Source organism: Pedobacter sp. KACC 23697, assembly GCF_045348445.1.
Classification (GTDB): Bacteria; Bacteroidota; Bacteroidia; order Sphingobacteriales; family Sphingobacteriaceae; genus Pedobacter.
This window is the reverse complement of sequence record NZ_CP157485.1, coordinates 321935-338425: the sequence shown is the minus strand read 5'-3', so window position 1 is coordinate 338425 and position 16491 is coordinate 321935. Positions and strand designations below refer to the sequence as shown.

At 39.1% G+C, this 16491-nt stretch carries 14 protein-coding genes; 5 read left to right on the top strand and 9 right to left on the bottom strand.

All coding sequences use genetic code 11. The features are described 5' to 3' along the window. Positions 1 to 379 precede the first annotated feature (379 nt). Genes ABEG20_RS01210 through ABEG20_RS01200 form a run of 3 tightly spaced genes read right to left on the bottom strand, consistent with a single transcriptional unit; the run spans position 380 to position 5171 of the window. A complete protein-coding gene (locus tag ABEG20_RS01210) occupies positions 380 to 2827 on the bottom strand; it encodes an outer membrane beta-barrel protein (protein WP_406825598.1) in 2448 nt (815 codons plus the stop codon). A gap of 35 nt (positions 2828 to 2862) precedes the next feature. Continuing rightward, on the bottom strand, positions 2863 to 4749 hold the full coding sequence (locus ABEG20_RS01205; RefSeq protein WP_406825597.1) for a M56 family metallopeptidase: 1887 nt from the start codon (positions 4747 to 4749) through the stop codon (positions 2863 to 2865). A 32-nt stretch (positions 4750 to 4781) separates the two neighbouring features. Beyond that, a complete protein-coding gene (locus ABEG20_RS01200; protein ID WP_406825596.1) occupies positions 4782 to 5171 on the bottom strand; it encodes a BlaI/MecI/CopY family transcriptional regulator in 390 nt (129 codons plus the stop codon). Between the two features lie 287 nt (positions 5172 to 5458). Between ABEG20_RS01200 and ABEG20_RS01195 the strand changes: the two genes are divergently transcribed. The 3 genes from ABEG20_RS01195 to ABEG20_RS01185 are packed head-to-tail and all read left to right on the top strand — an operon-like array spanning position 5459 to position 7366. Continuing rightward, positions 5459 to 6109 carry a FadR/GntR family transcriptional regulator gene (locus ABEG20_RS01195; RefSeq protein ID WP_406825595.1) on the top strand — a complete coding sequence of 217 codons (651 nt, stop codon included), beginning with the start codon at positions 5459 to 5461 and terminating at the stop codon, positions 6107 to 6109. An 11-nt stretch (positions 6110 to 6120) separates the two neighbouring features. Further along, complete coding sequence (locus tag ABEG20_RS01190; RefSeq protein WP_406825594.1) at positions 6121 to 6954, top strand: sulfite exporter TauE/SafE family protein; 834 nt, start codon at positions 6121 to 6123, stop codon at positions 6952 to 6954. Positions 6955 to 6964: 10 nt separating this feature from the next. Then, positions 6965 to 7366 carry a DUF1634 domain-containing protein gene (locus ABEG20_RS01185; RefSeq protein WP_406825593.1) on the top strand — a complete coding sequence of 134 codons (402 nt, stop codon included), beginning with the start codon at positions 6965 to 6967 and terminating at the stop codon, positions 7364 to 7366. Between the two features lie 261 nt (positions 7367 to 7627). Here ABEG20_RS01185 and ABEG20_RS01180 read toward each other — a convergent pair whose 3' ends face one another. Continuing rightward, complete coding sequence (locus ABEG20_RS01180) at positions 7628 to 8482, bottom strand: NAD(P)-dependent oxidoreductase (RefSeq protein ID WP_406825592.1); 855 nt, start codon at positions 8480 to 8482, stop codon at positions 7628 to 7630. Positions 8483 to 8655: 173 nt separating this feature from the next. Between ABEG20_RS01180 and ABEG20_RS01175 the strand changes: the two genes are divergently transcribed. After that, complete coding sequence (locus ABEG20_RS01175; RefSeq protein ID WP_406825591.1) at positions 8656 to 9759, top strand: DNA alkylation repair protein; 1104 nt, start codon at positions 8656 to 8658, stop codon at positions 9757 to 9759. Here the strand turns inward: ABEG20_RS01175 and ABEG20_RS01170 are convergent. Beyond that, on the bottom strand, positions 9748 to 10209 hold the full coding sequence (locus ABEG20_RS01170; RefSeq protein ID WP_406825590.1) for an NUDIX domain-containing protein: 462 nt from the start codon (positions 10207 to 10209) through the stop codon (positions 9748 to 9750). The genes ABEG20_RS01175 and ABEG20_RS01170 overlap by 12 nt on opposite strands. Before the next feature lie 105 nt (positions 10210 to 10314). Here ABEG20_RS01170 and ABEG20_RS01165 point away from each other — a divergent pair, with 105 nt between their 5' ends. Continuing rightward, a complete protein-coding gene (locus ABEG20_RS01165; protein WP_406825589.1) occupies positions 10315 to 10974 on the top strand; it encodes a hypothetical protein in 660 nt (219 codons plus the stop codon). 217 nt (positions 10975 to 11191) lie between these two features. Here the strand turns inward: ABEG20_RS01165 and ABEG20_RS01160 are convergent, their stop codons facing one another. The 4 genes from ABEG20_RS01160 to ABEG20_RS01145 form a co-directional block, all read right to left on the bottom strand. Then, positions 11192 to 11383, bottom strand: coding sequence for a hypothetical protein (locus tag ABEG20_RS01160; protein WP_090499394.1), 192 nt, complete (start codon positions 11381 to 11383; stop codon positions 11192 to 11194). Positions 11384 to 11453: 70 nt separating this feature from the next. Next, entirely contained in the window at positions 11454 to 13538 is a 2085-nt protein-coding gene (locus ABEG20_RS01155; protein ID WP_406825588.1) for a glycoside hydrolase domain-containing protein, read from the bottom strand. A 518-nt stretch (positions 13539 to 14056) separates the two neighbouring features. Further along, the gene (locus ABEG20_RS01150; RefSeq protein WP_406825587.1) at positions 14057 to 14575 is read right to left on the bottom strand and encodes a DUF2911 domain-containing protein; all 519 of its coding nucleotides are present in this window, start codon (positions 14573 to 14575) and stop codon (positions 14057 to 14059) included. Positions 14576 to 14787: 212 nt separating this feature from the next. Further along, complete coding sequence (locus ABEG20_RS01145) at positions 14788 to 16479, bottom strand: sodium:solute symporter (protein WP_406825586.1); 1692 nt, start codon at positions 16477 to 16479, stop codon at positions 14788 to 14790. Positions 16480 to 16491 lie beyond the last annotated feature (12 nt).

The window sequence follows — 16491 nt, the reverse complement described above, 5'->3', positions numbered from 1 at the left end:
AATAGCCATGTTGCAAATAAGTTGACAACTCTTCAATAGTCTATAGATGAATCCGATATATCATGCACAGTTAGGATGAAAACAAATTGGTATGATTTTTTTTAAAAAGCAGTTGCAGAAGCTTGTAGGTTAAAACAGCCCCGCTCCCGCTTCTGCCGATCGAAAAAATCGGCATCCCGCTCCGATCGGGTTTAGATCGCTTAAACACTGCTGCTATCCCAGGTAAAATAAACCCGACAGACTGCCTTATCCGGTCTTTCATAGAATTAAAGCAACAGGCAAGTAGAGTTGTCAACTTTTAATACCCATAGCACCAGTAAGCGAACAACGCTTCAGGAAGCTATGGATTTATCCGAAAGATTGTATTCCAAAAAAACCATTAATTCTTCACCCTGTTTTTTTCTGCATCGGCACCAGAAGATTCGTGTTTTTCAGGAGAAGAAAAGGTCTTTCCAAAACGATAGCTATAACTTAAAACAAAGTTCCTGGAATCTTGCCTGTTTCTCCAACCAGCTTCTGTAGCCGCAAGGTTATTAATTATCCCATTGTAGATCCGGGTTCTAAAGATGTCATTTGCAGTTAACTTCAAAGTACTTTTAGCCGAAAGCTTTTTCTGCATAGCTGCGCCAAACTCATGCACCGAACCCAGTAAAAACTGGACATTGGAAAGTTTACTCTGATAGCTCATGTTCAGCTCTGCATTCCATGTCTGACTGATTTTAAACTGTACATTAGGATTTGTTCTAAAATAACTGCCATTGGTCACCAAAAAACCAGTATAAAAATCTGTTTTCGACGTGATTTTGCCAAACTCCATGTAGGCATTTAATTTTGCCCATTTCGTGATGTCGATTTCTGCATTCACCGAAACATTAGCTACCCTTGTTTTGCCCACATTAGCGGGTCTGCTGTAATAGGTGCCATTTAAAATTTCGATGGTTTCGTTCACTTCGTCTCTCACCCAGCTGTAACTCAATGTTGTCGTCACCTTACTTTTGTAGGTATGAGAAAGTTCGATGCTTTGTGTAAAAGAAGGTTTTAAAAAAGGATTACCAACATAATAGGTAAATTTATCTAATGGAGAAAAGAACGGATTAAGATCCTGATAATAAGGACGATCAATCCTTCTTCCATAATTCAGCCCGAGTTCGTTATTCCCTGCCGTATCAAGCTTATAAGAGAAATAAAGCGTTGGGAACAAACTGTTATAAGTTCTCTTAAAAGTGGAATCAGGTTTGATCAGATTTCCTAACTGATGCCCGTTAGAAACCGTATTTTCATACCTCAAGCCTGCCTGAAGCGAAAAACGCTTCCCTTCCCTGCTCATGTTCAGGTAAACCGCATTAATATTCTCCTGATATAAAAAGTGATTGCTCTTTTCATAATCAGCGCTTGTTTTTCCGTTTGCGGTATTAGCATAATCGGCTATGTTATCCGTTTTGGTATAAGCGGCTTTAGCGCCTGCATCCAGCTTCCACTTGTTTTCCAGTGGATGCGAATAATCCATTTTAGCGGTATAGATATCAATATTAGACGGCAGGTTACCCGTTAATATGTCCTGATATTTTAATGTGCCATTGGGCAGGTAACTGAAATTATAATAGGTCTGATCTGTTTGGTTGCGGTAAAGCAGGTAATCTGCATCAAAGGTTAACTCTCGTCCTGCCTGCTTAAATTTATGCCTGTAATTTAAGTTTACCCCTGCATTTTGGTATTTAATCTGGTCGATATTTTCGGCCTTGATAACCGAATCTAACTGCATGGAGGCGTTGGACAGATTACTGGTATTGTTGTTCACCTGTTTGGAAATCCTGTTCATGCCTGTAAGTACTATACCCCATGTAGTACGTTCTGAAGCATAATAATCAACACCCGTTTTCAGGTTAAAGGTGTTGCCATGCCTGCGGAAATAAGAATTTTGATTAAAGTAGGATTTGGCACTACCATCAGCATTTTTATATTTCCGGTTCAGATCAAGATCAGTAAAGCTATTGTTTAAATTGTAGCTCAGGTTGCCAAAAACATTAACCTTATCTTTTCGGTAATTAAAGTTGAAACTGTTGTTCGAACGGCTTAACTCGCCCTGGTTTAAACTTAGATTAACCCCTCCGTTAAATCCAGCGGCTTTGGTTTTCTTGGTTTTAATGTTAATTACACCGCCATTACCTGCAGCATCGTATTTAGCCGGTGGATTGGTCATCAGTTCAATCTGATCAAGCGAAGAGGAAGGCAAGGAACGCAAATAGTTCTCCAGATCCGAACCCGATAAATAAGTCGGTTTATCATCAATAAAAATGGTTACGCCATTTTTTCCCTTCAATGATATCACTCCGTTCTGATCTACGTTAATGCCAGGTGATTTGCTTAGCACATCTAATGCTGTTGTACCTGCATTAGAAATCAAGGCATCTACATTAACAACGGTACGGTCTATCTTCCGCTCAACAAAAGCTTTCTGCCCCGAAACGGTCACCTCCTTTAAATTGGTTGCTCCGGTTTTGATTTTGATATCGGGCAATGCAATAACGGCATGGCCTGCGGTTAGCATCAACGTATCGGTTTGGTATATGGGCGATCCGACCACTGATATTTTAATCAGAAATTTTCCATAACCTGGCTGATCAAAACTGAACAGTCCATCCTTTTCCGTAAAAGTAGTTTTAACCAATACAGAATCTCTGAGTAGGGCCACTGTAGCAAATTCTATATTTTTTCCTTCGGCATCCAATACATGGCCATAAATTCTGGATTGAGGGGATTGGGCTTGGGCAAAGGTTAGGGCAATATTCATCCATACGGCTAAAAAAGCCATGATCTTAAATTTCATGATGTGAATTGGATTAGCGCTTTTAGAAATTGATTTTAGTTATTTTCAATCTGGAAATTATACATCAGCGAGTGTTTATCATTCTTTAAAAAGCGCTTTTTGTACTTTTGCTGAACTTCGGCACTTTGTTTCACCCCATTTACGATCAGTTCGTCTTTATTAAGTTTGTATGACAGTTTATTGGTACTGCTGATGATGCCATCTTTCATCAGTTCCTGATTGATTGCATTGGTATAATCGCGGCCATCGCCATTGGTTACTGTTTTTGAAGTAACAGTACGCTGTGAACTGGTTTTTGTGGTGCCTTTTTCGCCATAAACAGCTGGTGCTGGAGGCATGGCAGGGGAAGCAGGTATAGCGGGTACTGCTGGTACTGCAGGCACAGCATATGCGGCGCGGGGCACTTTAGGTGTTCTGGGCACACGAGGTGTCCCTGGCACCATTGCATAACCATATGATTTATACTCTTTTGCCTGCTTCTGATATTCTTTTGCATCTTCGACAGCTTGTTTGGCATCAATAATGGCTTGCTGCCTGTCATTTTCGGCTACTTTAGCGTCAACTATGGCCTGTTTACGATCCACTTCAGCTTGTTTAGCATCGATAACAGCTTGCTTTGCATCTTGCTGAGCCTGCCTTACATCGTCCAGCCATGCTTTTTCATCCGCTTGCCTGGACTTTCTATCTTCCTTCGTTTCTGGCAGCTGTTGTTTTTCATTCATCTTTTTTAGCTGGCTTTCTACCTTTGCATTGATCTCCTTTTCCATTTGGTCTGCAGATTTTCCTTCTGCAGGCTTAGCCTTTTTCCTGGTTGTATCCTGTAAGGTTACCACTGTAGTGGATATTTCTTTTCTGGTAACTGTTTTTGCATGGCCAATATTTTTAAATGCAGCAGTGCAAACCACTACCGATACCAGGGCGATGGTTAATATAGTTTTTTCCATTTTGTTTAAAGTTGAATTGGTATTGAATAACATCCTGCTTGCTCTTTGCAGCAGGCTACCTTTAGTGCCGCTCATGGCCATGGCGTAAGCAGGTGCACGCTGCTTAAACTCCTGACATACAATAAGGGCCTGAACGTAGTTTTTGCGATCGTTTACACAGGCGATGGCCAAATCATCACAGCAATGCTCACGTTCTGTTTTTATTAATTGCGATACCCAGAGTACCGCCGGATTAAAGAAAAATACAATTTCGATGAAACTTTGCAATATATTAACCAGGTAATCTTTCCGTTTGATGTGGGCCAGCTCATGAGAGAGAATGGCTTCTACTTCGGCGTTGGATAACCCGTTGAGCAAACCTAGAGGAATGAGAATTAAAGGCTTAAAATGCCCTGCTACCATGGGTACCTGGGCAATACCTGATTGCATCAGCTTAACCTGTTGGCTTAAACCCAGCTTTTTAGCCAGTTCATTTAATTTCTCGTCCCATTTTTTACCTGCAGCGTAAGTTTTATGATTACGCAGGTGATACACGCCATTTAAACCCACCATTAACTGGATACTTTTTCCACAGATGATCAGGAACCATACCAATACAATCTGATAGGCATAAGCATTCCATAAGGAGAGGATTCTGTTGAGTCCAGAATACATATCTTGCTGTACATTTGTAACCGCTTGCTGATCTCCAATGGCCTTTGGCAGGTTAATTCCGATTTGATGAATAGTCTGCGACTGCCCTCGATTAACCGGTTGTTGAAGCTCCTGAAAGAAAGTGATACCTATTGACACAACAAACAAAGCTAAACATACCGTAAGCAGGTTATAACGCCACGTAGCACTTGCCTTACGGGTACTAAACATGATCAAACCGGCTAGCAAAGCTAACATTACACCAAGCCACAAAGAGTGGAACAAGGTAGCGCCCAGGGCATGAAGCCAGTTATCGGGCAAAAGATTGATTAATTTAAATTCCATTATGGTGGTTCTTTAGCTTTTGTTCTGGTTAATTAGTCCATGCTATCCAATAGCCGCTTAATCTCTTCGATTTCCTTTTTTGATGTTTTTTCGTTCCCCAAAAGCTGCATCATCAACTTCGATGCAGAACCTTTATATAACGTGTTTACGAAACGGTCTAACAACTGTACTTTGGTTTTTTCTTCTGCTTCAACCGGAATATAAATGTGTTTCATTTGGCTTTCATCACGTTTTAAAATCCCTTTTTCGGCTAAGATCTGCATCTGTTTCAAAGTAGAAGTATAGTTAACCTCCCTGAGTTCATTCAGCTTATCATTTACAAACCGAACGGTTGATGGCCCAAATTCCCACAACACCTGAAGAATTTCCAATTCAGCTTTAGTTGGTTCGGGCAGATTATTTTCAGCTTGATTACTTTTCATATTTTAAAGGTACGATAAATTTCGTACGACACAAATATTAGGTTAATTATTTTTTTATTTATTTAAATAAGTAACTGATTTAAAGAAAATTAAAGATCAAAAACATCTTTTCATCTGCATAATGTGATTCTTTTATCTTGGATTTGGCCGGAAAGTAATCATCTATGGTGAAGCATATTTTGAAGTAAAGCATAACAAACGCTTCGAAAATAAAATGATTTTATGCAGACAAAAAACATCTGATGTTTAAAATAAACATCGTATGTTTGTATCATTGATTTCATATTATGAAAAAAGAAAGCAGACTTTTCGAGCAAATATCCACCAAAATCAGGAACGACATTAAAGAAGGCAAGTTTAAGGTAGGAGAAAAAATTCCATCCGAGCCCGCCTTAATGGAATTATATGGTGTTGGCCGCTCTACCGTTCGGGAAGCCATAAAATCGCTCACCTTATCAGGCATCCTCACCGTGCAGCAAGGTTTTGGAACAAAAGTTAACGCCACCCCCAGCGAGCCTATTGAGCAACGTTTGAGAAGTGCTGATTTTGAAGAAATTAACCAGGTACGGGCTTTGCTCGAGCAGGAAATTGTTCATTTAGCCACTAAAAACCGCACAGAATCAGACCTGGAGACAATTAGTAAGACACTTGAAAAACGAAAATCAGCCATCCAAAGCGAATCGAGAACTGAATGTGCCAATGCCGATATTGCATTCCACCTGGCTATTGCCCACGCATCTGGCAACCATGTACTGCGTGATCTTTACGAAAGCTTTACGGTAATCATCCGCGATTTTTTTGCTAAACGCGCACCATCTGGCATCACTCATTTCGCCATGAGCCACCACCTGCATGAAGCATTGTTTGAGGCCATCAATAACAGGAATGCTGATGCTGCCCGCGAAATCATCAAAACCATATTGAACAACAATCATTAAATTATAAAATCATGTCAATTTTAACTTTTACCCTCATTTTACTCCTCGGGGCATACCTTGCAGGGCTTGTGGGCTCCTTAACCGGACTCGGCGGTGGAGTAGTTGTAATTCCCCTGCTTACGCTTGTTTTTCATGTCGATATCCGCTACGCCATAGGTGCAGCATTACTTGCTTCTATCGCCAATTCATCTGGTGCCGCAAGTGCGTATATAAAAGAAGGGATTACCAATATCCGCTTAGGTATGTTTTTGGAAATTGCAACAACCGTGGGCGCAGTAGTTGGTGCATTAATCGCCATTTATACACCTACAAATACTATAGCTATTCTTTTCGGCTGTGTTTTGCTTTTCTCTGCTGCGATGACCTTAAGGAAAAAAAACCAGGAAGCGTTAACAGAGGGCAGTAAACTTTCAGCTGTATTGAAACTCAACAGCAGCTACCCCACACCAACAGGCCCGGTTGAGTATAAGCTTAAAAATGTTGGTGCAGGCTTTTCCATCATGACGGTAGCTGGCGTAATGTCGGGTTTGTTGGGGATTGGTTCGGGTGCGTTAAAGGTATTAGCCATGGATACGGCCATGAAAATTCCTTTTAAGGTAAGTACAACCACCAGTAATTTCATGATCGGTGTTACCGCAGCAGCCAGTGCTGTAGTTTACCTGCAACGCGGTTATATGGATCCGGGAATTGCTTTCCCCGTAGTGCTAGGTGTATTGGGCGGAGCATTTACAGGAGCGAAATTATTAACCAGAATCAACCCCTCTACTTTAAGGATTATTTTCTGTATTGCCATTACTTTCGTTGCGCTGGAAATGATTTACAATGGCTATCTCCACAAATTTTAAGTTAAATAAAATGAAAAATATCATCTCAACACACCTTATCCAAGACCGCGATGTAGAAAAAATTGTAGGCAAACTTTTAAGGTTTGGTGTAATCACCGCCAGCCTGGTGGTTTTATTGGGCGGCATACTTTTTTTGGCGCAAAACGGTGCACAAGTCCGGCCCGATTACCATATCTTTAAAGGTGAAGAAAATGAATTCATCACTTTCGATGGGATTTTTATGGGGCTTTTTACTTTTAAGCCAATGGCCATTATTCAGTTCGGCGTATTACTACTAATCATTACCCCTATTATGCGCATCATATTCTCTTTGTTTGCTTTTATACTTGAAAAGGATAAATTATATGTTGTAATCACCTTAATTGTACTAGCCATAATTTTAGGCAGCACTTTTGGCGGATTAAAAATATAGCCTCCCATATTTATACGACATACATGAAACTCATCAAAAGGCCGATATATACAAACGGATTATTCCATTTTGTCAATAAGCAAGTAATTAAAGATTTACTGGTCAAAGGCTCATAGGTAAAACACAGCAAAACCTCCTCAAACTCTTATCTCAACAACGCGATAACCAGTAGATAAGTAGATTAAATTATTCAAATAAAAATAACCATAAGAAAGCATCAAAACCTCCTATGGTTATCCCTTTAGCATTAAAAAGCGCTCTTTACTCTTTAATATGTTTAATTACGGAAATTAAATCTTCCTCTCCATATTTGGCGGTTGCTGCCTCAAAAGTATTTAATGCGGTTTTAGCTAAAGGTGAATCAAGTCCGATTGCTTTGGCCAGGTTTAAATCTTTTACAATATGTTTAAGCGCAAAAGCAGGCTTATAGTTATTGGCTATAATGGCATCGCCTTTAATTTTGGTGAAGGTGTTAGCTATAGCGCCATTATTGACCAGATTAAGCAGATCTTCAGTTTTAATTCCCTGTTGATTGGCAAATACTACGGTTTCAGCCAAACCTTGCGTATACAAAGCCAATAGTGAATTAATGGCCAGTTTAGCCACATTACCTGCACCAGTATCGCCCAGGCGTACAGCCATTTTACCTATTTTTTCGAGTATAGGTTTTACCTGTTCAAAAGCAGCTTCATCACCCCCCACCATAATCACCAGCAGACCGGTTTCGGCCTGTTTCACACTTCCAGAAACCGGAGCATCTAAATATTCCGCTCCTCTTTTTTTACACATAATGGCCATTTCTTTTGAAATAGCAGGAGAAACGGTACTCATATTAATTATGATTTTGCCTGAAATTTCTGCGCTGAAAAGGCCTTCTGCTCCGTTAAAAATCTGCTCAATGGCAGCATCATCAGCTACCATAATAACTATCACTTCCGTAGCTTTGATCAACTCTTGAGGTGTTTCGGCAGTTGATGCACCCATTTCTTTCAAAGCCGCTTCTTTATCCTTACTCCTGTTATATATGATAACTGAATAATCAGCTTTTACCAATTGTTCTGCCATTGGGATCCCCATATTGCCCAAGCCAATCCAACCTATTTTAGTTGTGTTCATATCTTTGTTTTTTACAATAAACAAATGTGATAAAGAAAAAGCTGAAATGATTTGCATTTGGTAAAATACTACTGCAAAATGATTTATTTCAACTTCAAAACACCAAAATACTAATAAAATTAGTAAATTAGCCGCGTCATAAAAATTTAAAACAAACTCAGCAATCCGCAGATATGGCCACCCCACTGAAAAACTTGTATTCTCCTGCTTTTTACGAACGGCTAAGCAATGCCTTGACAGTTAGCATCCCAGAATTTGATAAAGAAAAATTTATTAAAGCGGTTTTTATTCCTGAATTTGAATCCAAGGAACTCAAAGAGCGAATGAAACATACGACCAGTGTGTTACATGATTTTTTACCCGAAGACTATCTTCAAACGATCGTGCTCATCAAAAAAACAATTGAACAATTAAGGATACAGGGTATTGGAGAGGATGGACTGGCTTATATGTTTTTACCTGATTATATAGAAACCTATGGCATTGATGATTTAGAAAGTTCTGTAGAGGCGCTGGAATTTGTGACACAATTTGTGAGTTGTGAATTTGCCGTTCGTCCTTTTATCTTGAAATATGGGAATGACATGATTTTAAGGATGCAGAAATGGTCGCTGCATGAAAGCCATAAAGTAAGAAGACTAGCCAGCGAGGGCAGCAGACCACGTTTACCTTGGGCCATGGGTATTCCATTTCTGAAAAAAGACCCGACATCCATTTTACCGATACTGGAAAATCTTAAAACAGATCCATCAGCATATGTAAGACGGAGTGTTGCCAACAGCTTAAATGATATTGCAAAAGATCATCCTGAGGTTGTTTTAAATATGGCTAAAAACTGGTCGGGTTTGGGAGCCGAAACAGCTGCCATTATTAAACACGGCAGTCGCACATTACTTAAACAAGGTCACACCGATATCCTTAAACACTATGGTTTAGATGATGCAGGGATTTTATTAAAAGACTTCAAAATCTTAACGCCCCAAATCAGGATTGGCGAAAGCCTGGAGTTTTCGTTTACTATTCTTAATAGCAATCCTGCTGAACAAAAAGTGAGGCTGGAATATGCCATTTATTATAAAAAGCAACATGGGCAGAACACCAAAAAAGTATATAAAATATCGGAAAGGATTTACCCTGCCGGCGCAACTACAAACATCGTCAGAAAACAAAAGTTTGTACTGATTACCACACGTAAATTTCATTTAGGTGACCATCAGCTCTCGATCATTATTAACGGTGCCGAAAAGGACATTTTACACTTCGAATTAACGGCTTAACTTTGATTTTAATTCATCAAGCAAAGCAATCTGCTTTTCGTTAATATGGATAACGGCATCAGCGTAAGTAAACCAACCGGCTTTGTCTATTTCTGCAAAACTTTGTTTTTTACCCGATCGTGGCGGCCATTCTATTTCGAAGGTATTGCTAACAATGGTTGAAGGATCAAGATCTCCTTCTGCTGCCCAGCATAACACTTTTTTACCTCCCTTTTGCACCACAGGGGTTAATTCAATGAAATCGCCAGCCAAGCCCTGCCCAGTTTCCTCTTTAAATTCGCGGATGGCAGCCGTTAAAGCATCTTCGTCCTCATTTAATTCCCCTTTTGGCACAGTCCAAAAGCCTAGATCCTTTTTGGCAAAGAATGGCCCACCGGGATGAACCAGAAAAAAATCTATCTGCTGACTTTTTCTCCTGAAAAGCAATATGCCGGCACTTTGTTTCATCATATTTAGGTATATATTGTATCCAAAGAAGTCAAGTTTAAAAAACTTGACTTCTTTCAAATTAATTAATAAGATTGATTACGTTAAAAAAAATCAATAAATTCATTTATGCCAATTAATGAAAAATACATTGAAGATTTTGTTGAAAATGGATTCATGCATATCATATGTAAGTCTGTTACCGGGTCAAAACTATTTAAAGACGATGCTAACAGGTTATATTTTCTGCTCAAATATGCAAAATATTCTATAGGCTACTTAAAGACCTATTCTTATATTTTAATAGACAATCATGTCCATTTTTTGATAAAAAGCACAAGTTCGGATGAACTTAAATCGTATTTAAAATCTTTAAGTACGGATTCCTTAAAAACACATCAGAAAAAATATCTGGCTAATGAAATATGCTATAGTGAAGCTGTTGAATTTCAGATGAAGGACTTTTTCATTGCTTATGCCATGGCATTTAATAAGAAAAATGGTAGGTCTGGATCTTTATTTGTAAACCCTTTTCGAAGAGTAAGAATTGTTGATGAACAACATTTGTATCAATTGGTTATTTATATCCATGCAAATGTATTAAAGCACGGTATCTATAAAGAATTCAAAAGTTACAAATGGTCTTCCTATCAAACTATACTATCTGAGAAAAAGACAATTTTGCAAAGAGAAGAAATATTAGATTTTTTTGGTGGTAAAGATAGTTTCACTAAACAACATCAGATTCAAAGTCAGTATTTCTACACCAATAAATATCAAATCGAATAGTCGCTATAGAATCGAAAGTTTTTAAAATTTATGATAAATGTTAATATAACTCAAAACTGATCGCGTATACATCAGCCTCTTATTACACTATGCTTATATATATAAAGAAGTCAAGTTTTTGAAACTTGACTTCTTTCAAATCTAATAAAAAAGCAGCTGACTTTTTAAGTCTGCTGCTCTATATCATATGTTATGAAGAGGATTTATTGGGAACGTTTTACAACAATCCGTACAAACCGTGAGCATAGTTCCTTAATGATGACGATACCGTCTTCATCTTGTCAGGCGATGGGCCTTTTACTTTATAAGCTTCTGGGTGAAGTTCTAAAGGTTGCTCGTTAACTTGTTCTAATGTGTTTCTATTGCTTAATGTAGCATGTTGTTCTTCGCTTAATTTTAAAGGTGCCATGATCTTGAATTTATACTAGAACAACAGTAATTATGAGATTTAGTTTGCCATATTTTGTTAATTTTTGAAATTATTTTGTAAGATCCGAAATCCAGTTTTCGGTATCAGAAATTTTAATTGGAACTGCTGATGCCACGATTTTTAACTGTCCTCCGGTATTAATATCTTCCTGTGTGATATAGTTCTTTTTGAAAGGCTTTCCGTTGAGGAAAACGGCCTTAATATATTTATTTTTTGCCCCAAAATTTTCCGTTTCGATCGTAAACGTTTTTCCTTTCGGCAGGTTATAAGTTAGAAATGGAAACAAAGGCACGTTTAAATAATATACTGGCCAGCCCACACAGGCAGGAGAAAAACCGCTCGCCGCGAAAACGTACCAGGCACTCATCGCTCCGGCATCGTCGTCCATTGTACGCAGATAGGCTTTTGGCTGGTTTCTGTAAATTTTGCCGATGTAACTGCCAATTCCACGGCTATTATCGTTAAAGTAGTTCTGAATGACAGTATCAGCCGCCAGTTGATGCATCCAATACTGCGATTTATAACCAGACCTGGTAACATTATACATCAATGGAACCTGTAAATCCGGTTCGTTGGCATGGTTATATAAATCACGGGCAAAAAAATCATCAAGTTTGGCCAGATAGGATTTCTCTCCTCCATCTAATTCAATCAATCCTTTAAAATCATAGGGTACAAACCACCGGTATTGCCAAATGGTACCCTGGTATAAACCACGGGCCTGCATCCGGTCTACATCATTTTTGGCCATATCCTTAAAATCCTTGCTCCAATATTTTTTGTATTCAAGCGCTTTCTCCAGATAAAAATCTGATCTCTCTTTATTCTTTAAAATCTTGAAGATTTCTGCGAGTGCCCAGTTATCGTAACTAGACTCTAAAGCCTTATCCGGCGATTTATAATCGAGTCCATTTACCTCTTTCACTAATGAATCGGCAATTTTGCTAAAATCTACCGGATAACCTTTACGGTAAGCATCAAGCAAAACCACAATGGCATGTTCCGAACGCACAGTGTTTGAGGGTTCATTCTGCCCGGCATAATCTTTTTTACCCGAATTATAGAGGTCAGCAATAGAACTCACCATTCCGGCATACTTATCCTGCTCAATTAAAGACAGCAAGGGTAACTGCGTACGGTAATTGTCCCAGATGGCCCAACCATTATAGCGGATTTCTTTATTCTTCTGAATTTCACCCTTTGTATTGCGGTATGTTCCATCGGCCTCAGAGATAACATAAGGCGACTGCATCGTACGATATAAAAGTGAGTAAAATAGCTTTGCACTTTCCAGATCGCCATTTACGGCAATTTTAGAAAGATTTGTATTCCAATCGGCCTTGCTTTGTTCTTTTACCATATTAAATGGATTTTTATTGATAGAATTTTTTGCAGCTTCGACACTTACGGAAGATAGTGCAATATTGATTCCTACCGAAGTCACCTCTCCTTTGAGCATGGCAATCATTTTATGATCGCCGATTACTTTCCATGATACATCATCTCCAATTTCCATGTAATAAAATAGCTTGTATTTACCTACGCCACAGGTTGTTTTCGAGGTAATCCATCCACTTATGGCATTGCCGTTTACTTCATGCGATTCGGCTACAAAAGCACCATTAAAAGCATAACCCAAATCGAGATAAAAACCTTTTGCTCCTTTCGGAAATTGGTAAGCATGCTTGCCCGCTTTGCCGAGTACCGTAAAACTAGCTTTAATTTTATTTTCAAAACCAACTTCATAGTAACCCGGATTAGCTTTTTCAGAAACCTTGATCAGATCAGACGCTGCCGGATCAGTGCCTAAAAACGGTTTGATAAAAATATTACCACCCGAACCCTGACAGCCCACGCCCTCGAAACGGTTATGCGTAAAACCTTCAAACTTCTTCGCCATGTATTCGTAGCCTGTATGCGTTTTAGGATAAGTTTGAGGGCCTATGCTCAACATGCTGAAAGGAGCTGATGCAGCTGGCGACATCTGGCCATGATCGGCAGAAGAGCCTAGAAAAACATTCACCTGGTCAACAGGTTTCGCAGTTTTAACAGAGAAATTCTGTGTTTTTTGTTGCGCTAAAACGTTTAATGAAAGAAGCGGCAATAAGGCCAATAATTTAACGGGAAACTTCATTATAGGGGTGCTGGTTTGTAATTCGGCCTAAAATAACATTTTAACATGAAGTAGGTATTATGTGTTAGGTTCTTTACAAAGAGGGTAGAAAAGCTTTAACAATAGGTGTTTTGGAGCGCAAGGACTGTACAAGATAAGAAATGCCTTCCCGTTTTACGCTTTTACGCTTCGCTGCCTCGTACCTCGCTGCTGCAGGGTAAAAACTTCAACCGGGGCTATATGGCTATAAGAGCATTCCATTTCTCTGGTTGCAATAGGCAAAACCTTTGTTCATAAACCCGATAGAAATGTAAAGCCCGGAGTGCAGCGAGGACTTGAAATGAATAGCGGGACTGCACACCGCTAAGAACCACTGCCTGCTCATTTCCAAGTTCTATTTCGTTCGATGAGACGCCAACGGCTAAAATGAGCGGGTACTAAGGCTGGCAAGAATTATTACACAGCAATTTTAAAAAAAAGGACATAAAAAAAGCCGTCCCAATTTTTAAACTGGGACGGCTCTCAATAATTTTATCTTACTATTTAATAGTAACCGGAACAGAAATTTTATCCCATTCTAAAGCAAAACCACTTTTGGTAATTTTATAAACCAAACGCTCTTGTGTAGCTTTTAAAGCTTTGGTTTTCACTTCAACACGTAAAGCATCTTTAGCTTCTTCGTATTTGTAAGCGCCCCATTGTTTAGGTTCTTTGTTGAAAATAGCTGTCCACGTTCCGCTTTCTTTAGGGATTAAAAAGAAGCTGTATTTTCCTGCTGCCAAAGGTTTACCTTCAACCATAATATCTTTATCGGTCTCAAAAGTAGTAGCCTCATTTGCACCTGCACGCCATACTTTGTCAAAGGCTTCTAAACCACCCCAGATTTTACGTCCTTTTACCGCCGGACTGCTGTAGTTAATGGTTATGGTTGCACCTTTAACTTTTCCTGTTGCGGTTGCCGCCGGACTTGGTTTAGGCTGCGCATCCTGTGCCATTGCACTTGCTGAAATGGTAATTGCCGTGAACAGCAATGCAATTGATTTAATCATCGTTTTCATAGTATTATATTTATCTGTTTTGTTGTTTTTATTTTACGAATTTATGGCTTTAGCACGATAAAACAATAACCTTGAAGAAATTGATATGGGAATGACGTAAGGGCGATATAAATTCGAATGAGTTAACAACTTAGTGCAGATAAATAAATCGGAGAGGTTTACCTATGCGCTAATCCGTAGCCGGGCGAAACCATGAGGTACAGTTACGCTCATTAGGTTACTATTCCCTTTGGTTTTTGAAACCATAAACCTATAATTGAAAAAAAAACTACTGCTGCTGCACCGATTACATTGAGCCAGAGGAATGAAACGATATCGAACTCATAAATAGCAACTACCACAATTTCTGCAAGGATGGCTGCAATAAAAACCAGGGAGCCGTTAATCTTTTTAAAATAAAAAGCCACTAAGAAAATTCCTAGAATTGGTCCATAAAAAAGTGAACCCAATACATTAACGGCTTCAATTAGCGAACCCATTTGTGTAGCAAACATAGCCACTGCAATTGAAAATATGCCCCAGGCTAAAGTATGCAAACGACTATATTTTAATTCCGTTTCTTCATCTACTTCTTTTTTACCAAAAATGAGGTGTACATCTTTTAGGGAACAGGCTGCCAACGAATTTAACGCTGCTGAAATAGAACCCCAGCTGGCCAGAAATATGACGGCGAAAAGCAGACCGATCATGCCGACCGGAAGGGTATTTTTTACAAAATATAAAAAGATATAATTGGTATCGGTTTTCTCGGCATTATCATTCGATTTGTTGATGGCCTCTTCCACCCTGCCATGCAGTTCCTTTACCTGTTTTTGGGTCAATTTAAAATCTGCTATTGAAGCATTTAAAGCTGGTGATTGCTTTTCCTTTTCTGCAAGGATGTTTCTTGATTGCTGATTAAATTTCTTTGCTAATGCAAGGTGTTCTTTTTCAAAAGTTGCAGCCTGCTGAGGCTGCGTTTCCTTTAAATGTTGATAAGACCGTTCGTTAAAATAAATAGGGGCCGGTTTTAAAGCAAAAAAAGCAAATAATAATGCGCCGATTAAGAGGATCGCAAACTGCATCGGGATTTTAACCAATCCGTTTAGCAGTAATCCCATTTTGGCATTGGTATTGTCTTTTGCGGTAATGTATCTTCCAACCTGGCTCTGATCTGTACCGAAGTAAGAAAGCGCCAGAAAAAATCCGCCAATTAAACCGCTCCAGATATTATATTTATCCTTCCAATCGAAATCGGTGGTAATTACATTCAGTTTACCCGATTTTCCAGCCAGGTAAAGCGCGTCTTTAAATCCGATTCCGTTGGGCATATTTTGTACCAGCAGGTAGGCGGCAAAGGCCATGGTACCGAGAATAATTAAGAATTGTAATTTTTGCGTATGTGCAATTGCTTTTGCGCCACCAACGTAAGTATAAATCAATAAAATCCCCCCGGTAAGGATATTGGTTAAATAAATATTCCAGTTTAAAACACTGGAGAGGATAATACTTGGTGCATAAATACTGATACCGGTTGATAATCCCCGTGAAAAAAGGAAAAGCAATGAAGTTAATACTCTCGTTTTTTTATCAAAACGATTCTCCAGGTATTCGTAAGCTGTATAAACATTTAGCCGTTGAAAAATCGGGATGAAAGTAATACAGATGACAATCATGGCCAAGGGCAGACCGAAATAATACTGTACAAAGCGCATACCATCGGTATAAGCCTGCCCCGGCGCCGATAAAAAAGTAATGGCACTGGCCTGTGTAGCCATAATACCCAGCAACACAATGTACCAGGGCATTTTATTATCGGCCTTTAAATAGGAAACATTACTTTTTTGCCCGCGACCAATAAACACACCATAGGTTACCACAGCGAGCAAAGTAAATATCAGTACGGCCCAATCAATATTACTCATGCCCAAAATCTA

Excerpts from the sequence above, each read along its gene's own strand:
- ABEG20_RS01160 (WP_090499394.1), bottom strand. The coding sequence starts at position 11,383 with ATGGCACCTTTAAAATTAAGCGAAGAACAACATGCTACATTAAGCAAT.
- ABEG20_RS01185 (WP_406825593.1), top strand. The coding sequence starts at position 6,965 with ATGAAAAATATCATCTCAACACACCTTATCCAAGACCGCGATGTAGAA.
- ABEG20_RS01180 (WP_406825592.1), bottom strand. The coding sequence starts at position 8,482 with ATGAACACAACTAAAATAGGTTGGATTGGCTTGGGCAATATGGGGATC.
- ABEG20_RS01145 (WP_406825586.1), bottom strand. The coding sequence starts at position 16,479 with ATGAGTAATATTGATTGGGCCGTACTGATATTTACTTTGCTCGCTGTG.
- ABEG20_RS01200 (WP_406825596.1), bottom strand. The coding sequence starts at position 5,171 with ATGAAAAGTAATCAAGCTGAAAATAATCTGCCCGAACCAACTAAAGCT.
- ABEG20_RS01210 (WP_406825598.1), bottom strand. The coding sequence starts at position 2,827 with ATGAAATTTAAGATCATGGCTTTTTTAGCCGTATGGATGAATATTGCC.
- ABEG20_RS01190 (WP_406825594.1), top strand. The coding sequence starts at position 6,121 with ATGTCAATTTTAACTTTTACCCTCATTTTACTCCTCGGGGCATACCTT.
- ABEG20_RS01155 (WP_406825588.1), bottom strand. The coding sequence starts at position 13,538 with ATGAAGTTTCCCGTTAAATTATTGGCCTTATTGCCGCTTCTTTCATTA.
- ABEG20_RS01170 (WP_406825590.1), bottom strand. The coding sequence starts at position 10,209 with ATGATGAAACAAAGTGCCGGCATATTGCTTTTCAGGAGAAAAAGTCAG.
- ABEG20_RS01175 (WP_406825591.1), top strand. The coding sequence starts at position 8,656 with ATGGCCACCCCACTGAAAAACTTGTATTCTCCTGCTTTTTACGAACGG.
- ABEG20_RS01150 (WP_406825587.1), bottom strand. The coding sequence starts at position 14,575 with ATGAAAACGATGATTAAATCAATTGCATTGCTGTTCACGGCAATTACC.
- ABEG20_RS01165 (WP_406825589.1), top strand. The coding sequence starts at position 10,315 with ATGCCAATTAATGAAAAATACATTGAAGATTTTGTTGAAAATGGATTC.
- ABEG20_RS01205 (WP_406825597.1), bottom strand. The coding sequence starts at position 4,749 with ATGGAATTTAAATTAATCAATCTTTTGCCCGATAACTGGCTTCATGCC.
- ABEG20_RS01195 (WP_406825595.1), top strand. The coding sequence starts at position 5,459 with ATGAAAAAAGAAAGCAGACTTTTCGAGCAAATATCCACCAAAATCAGG.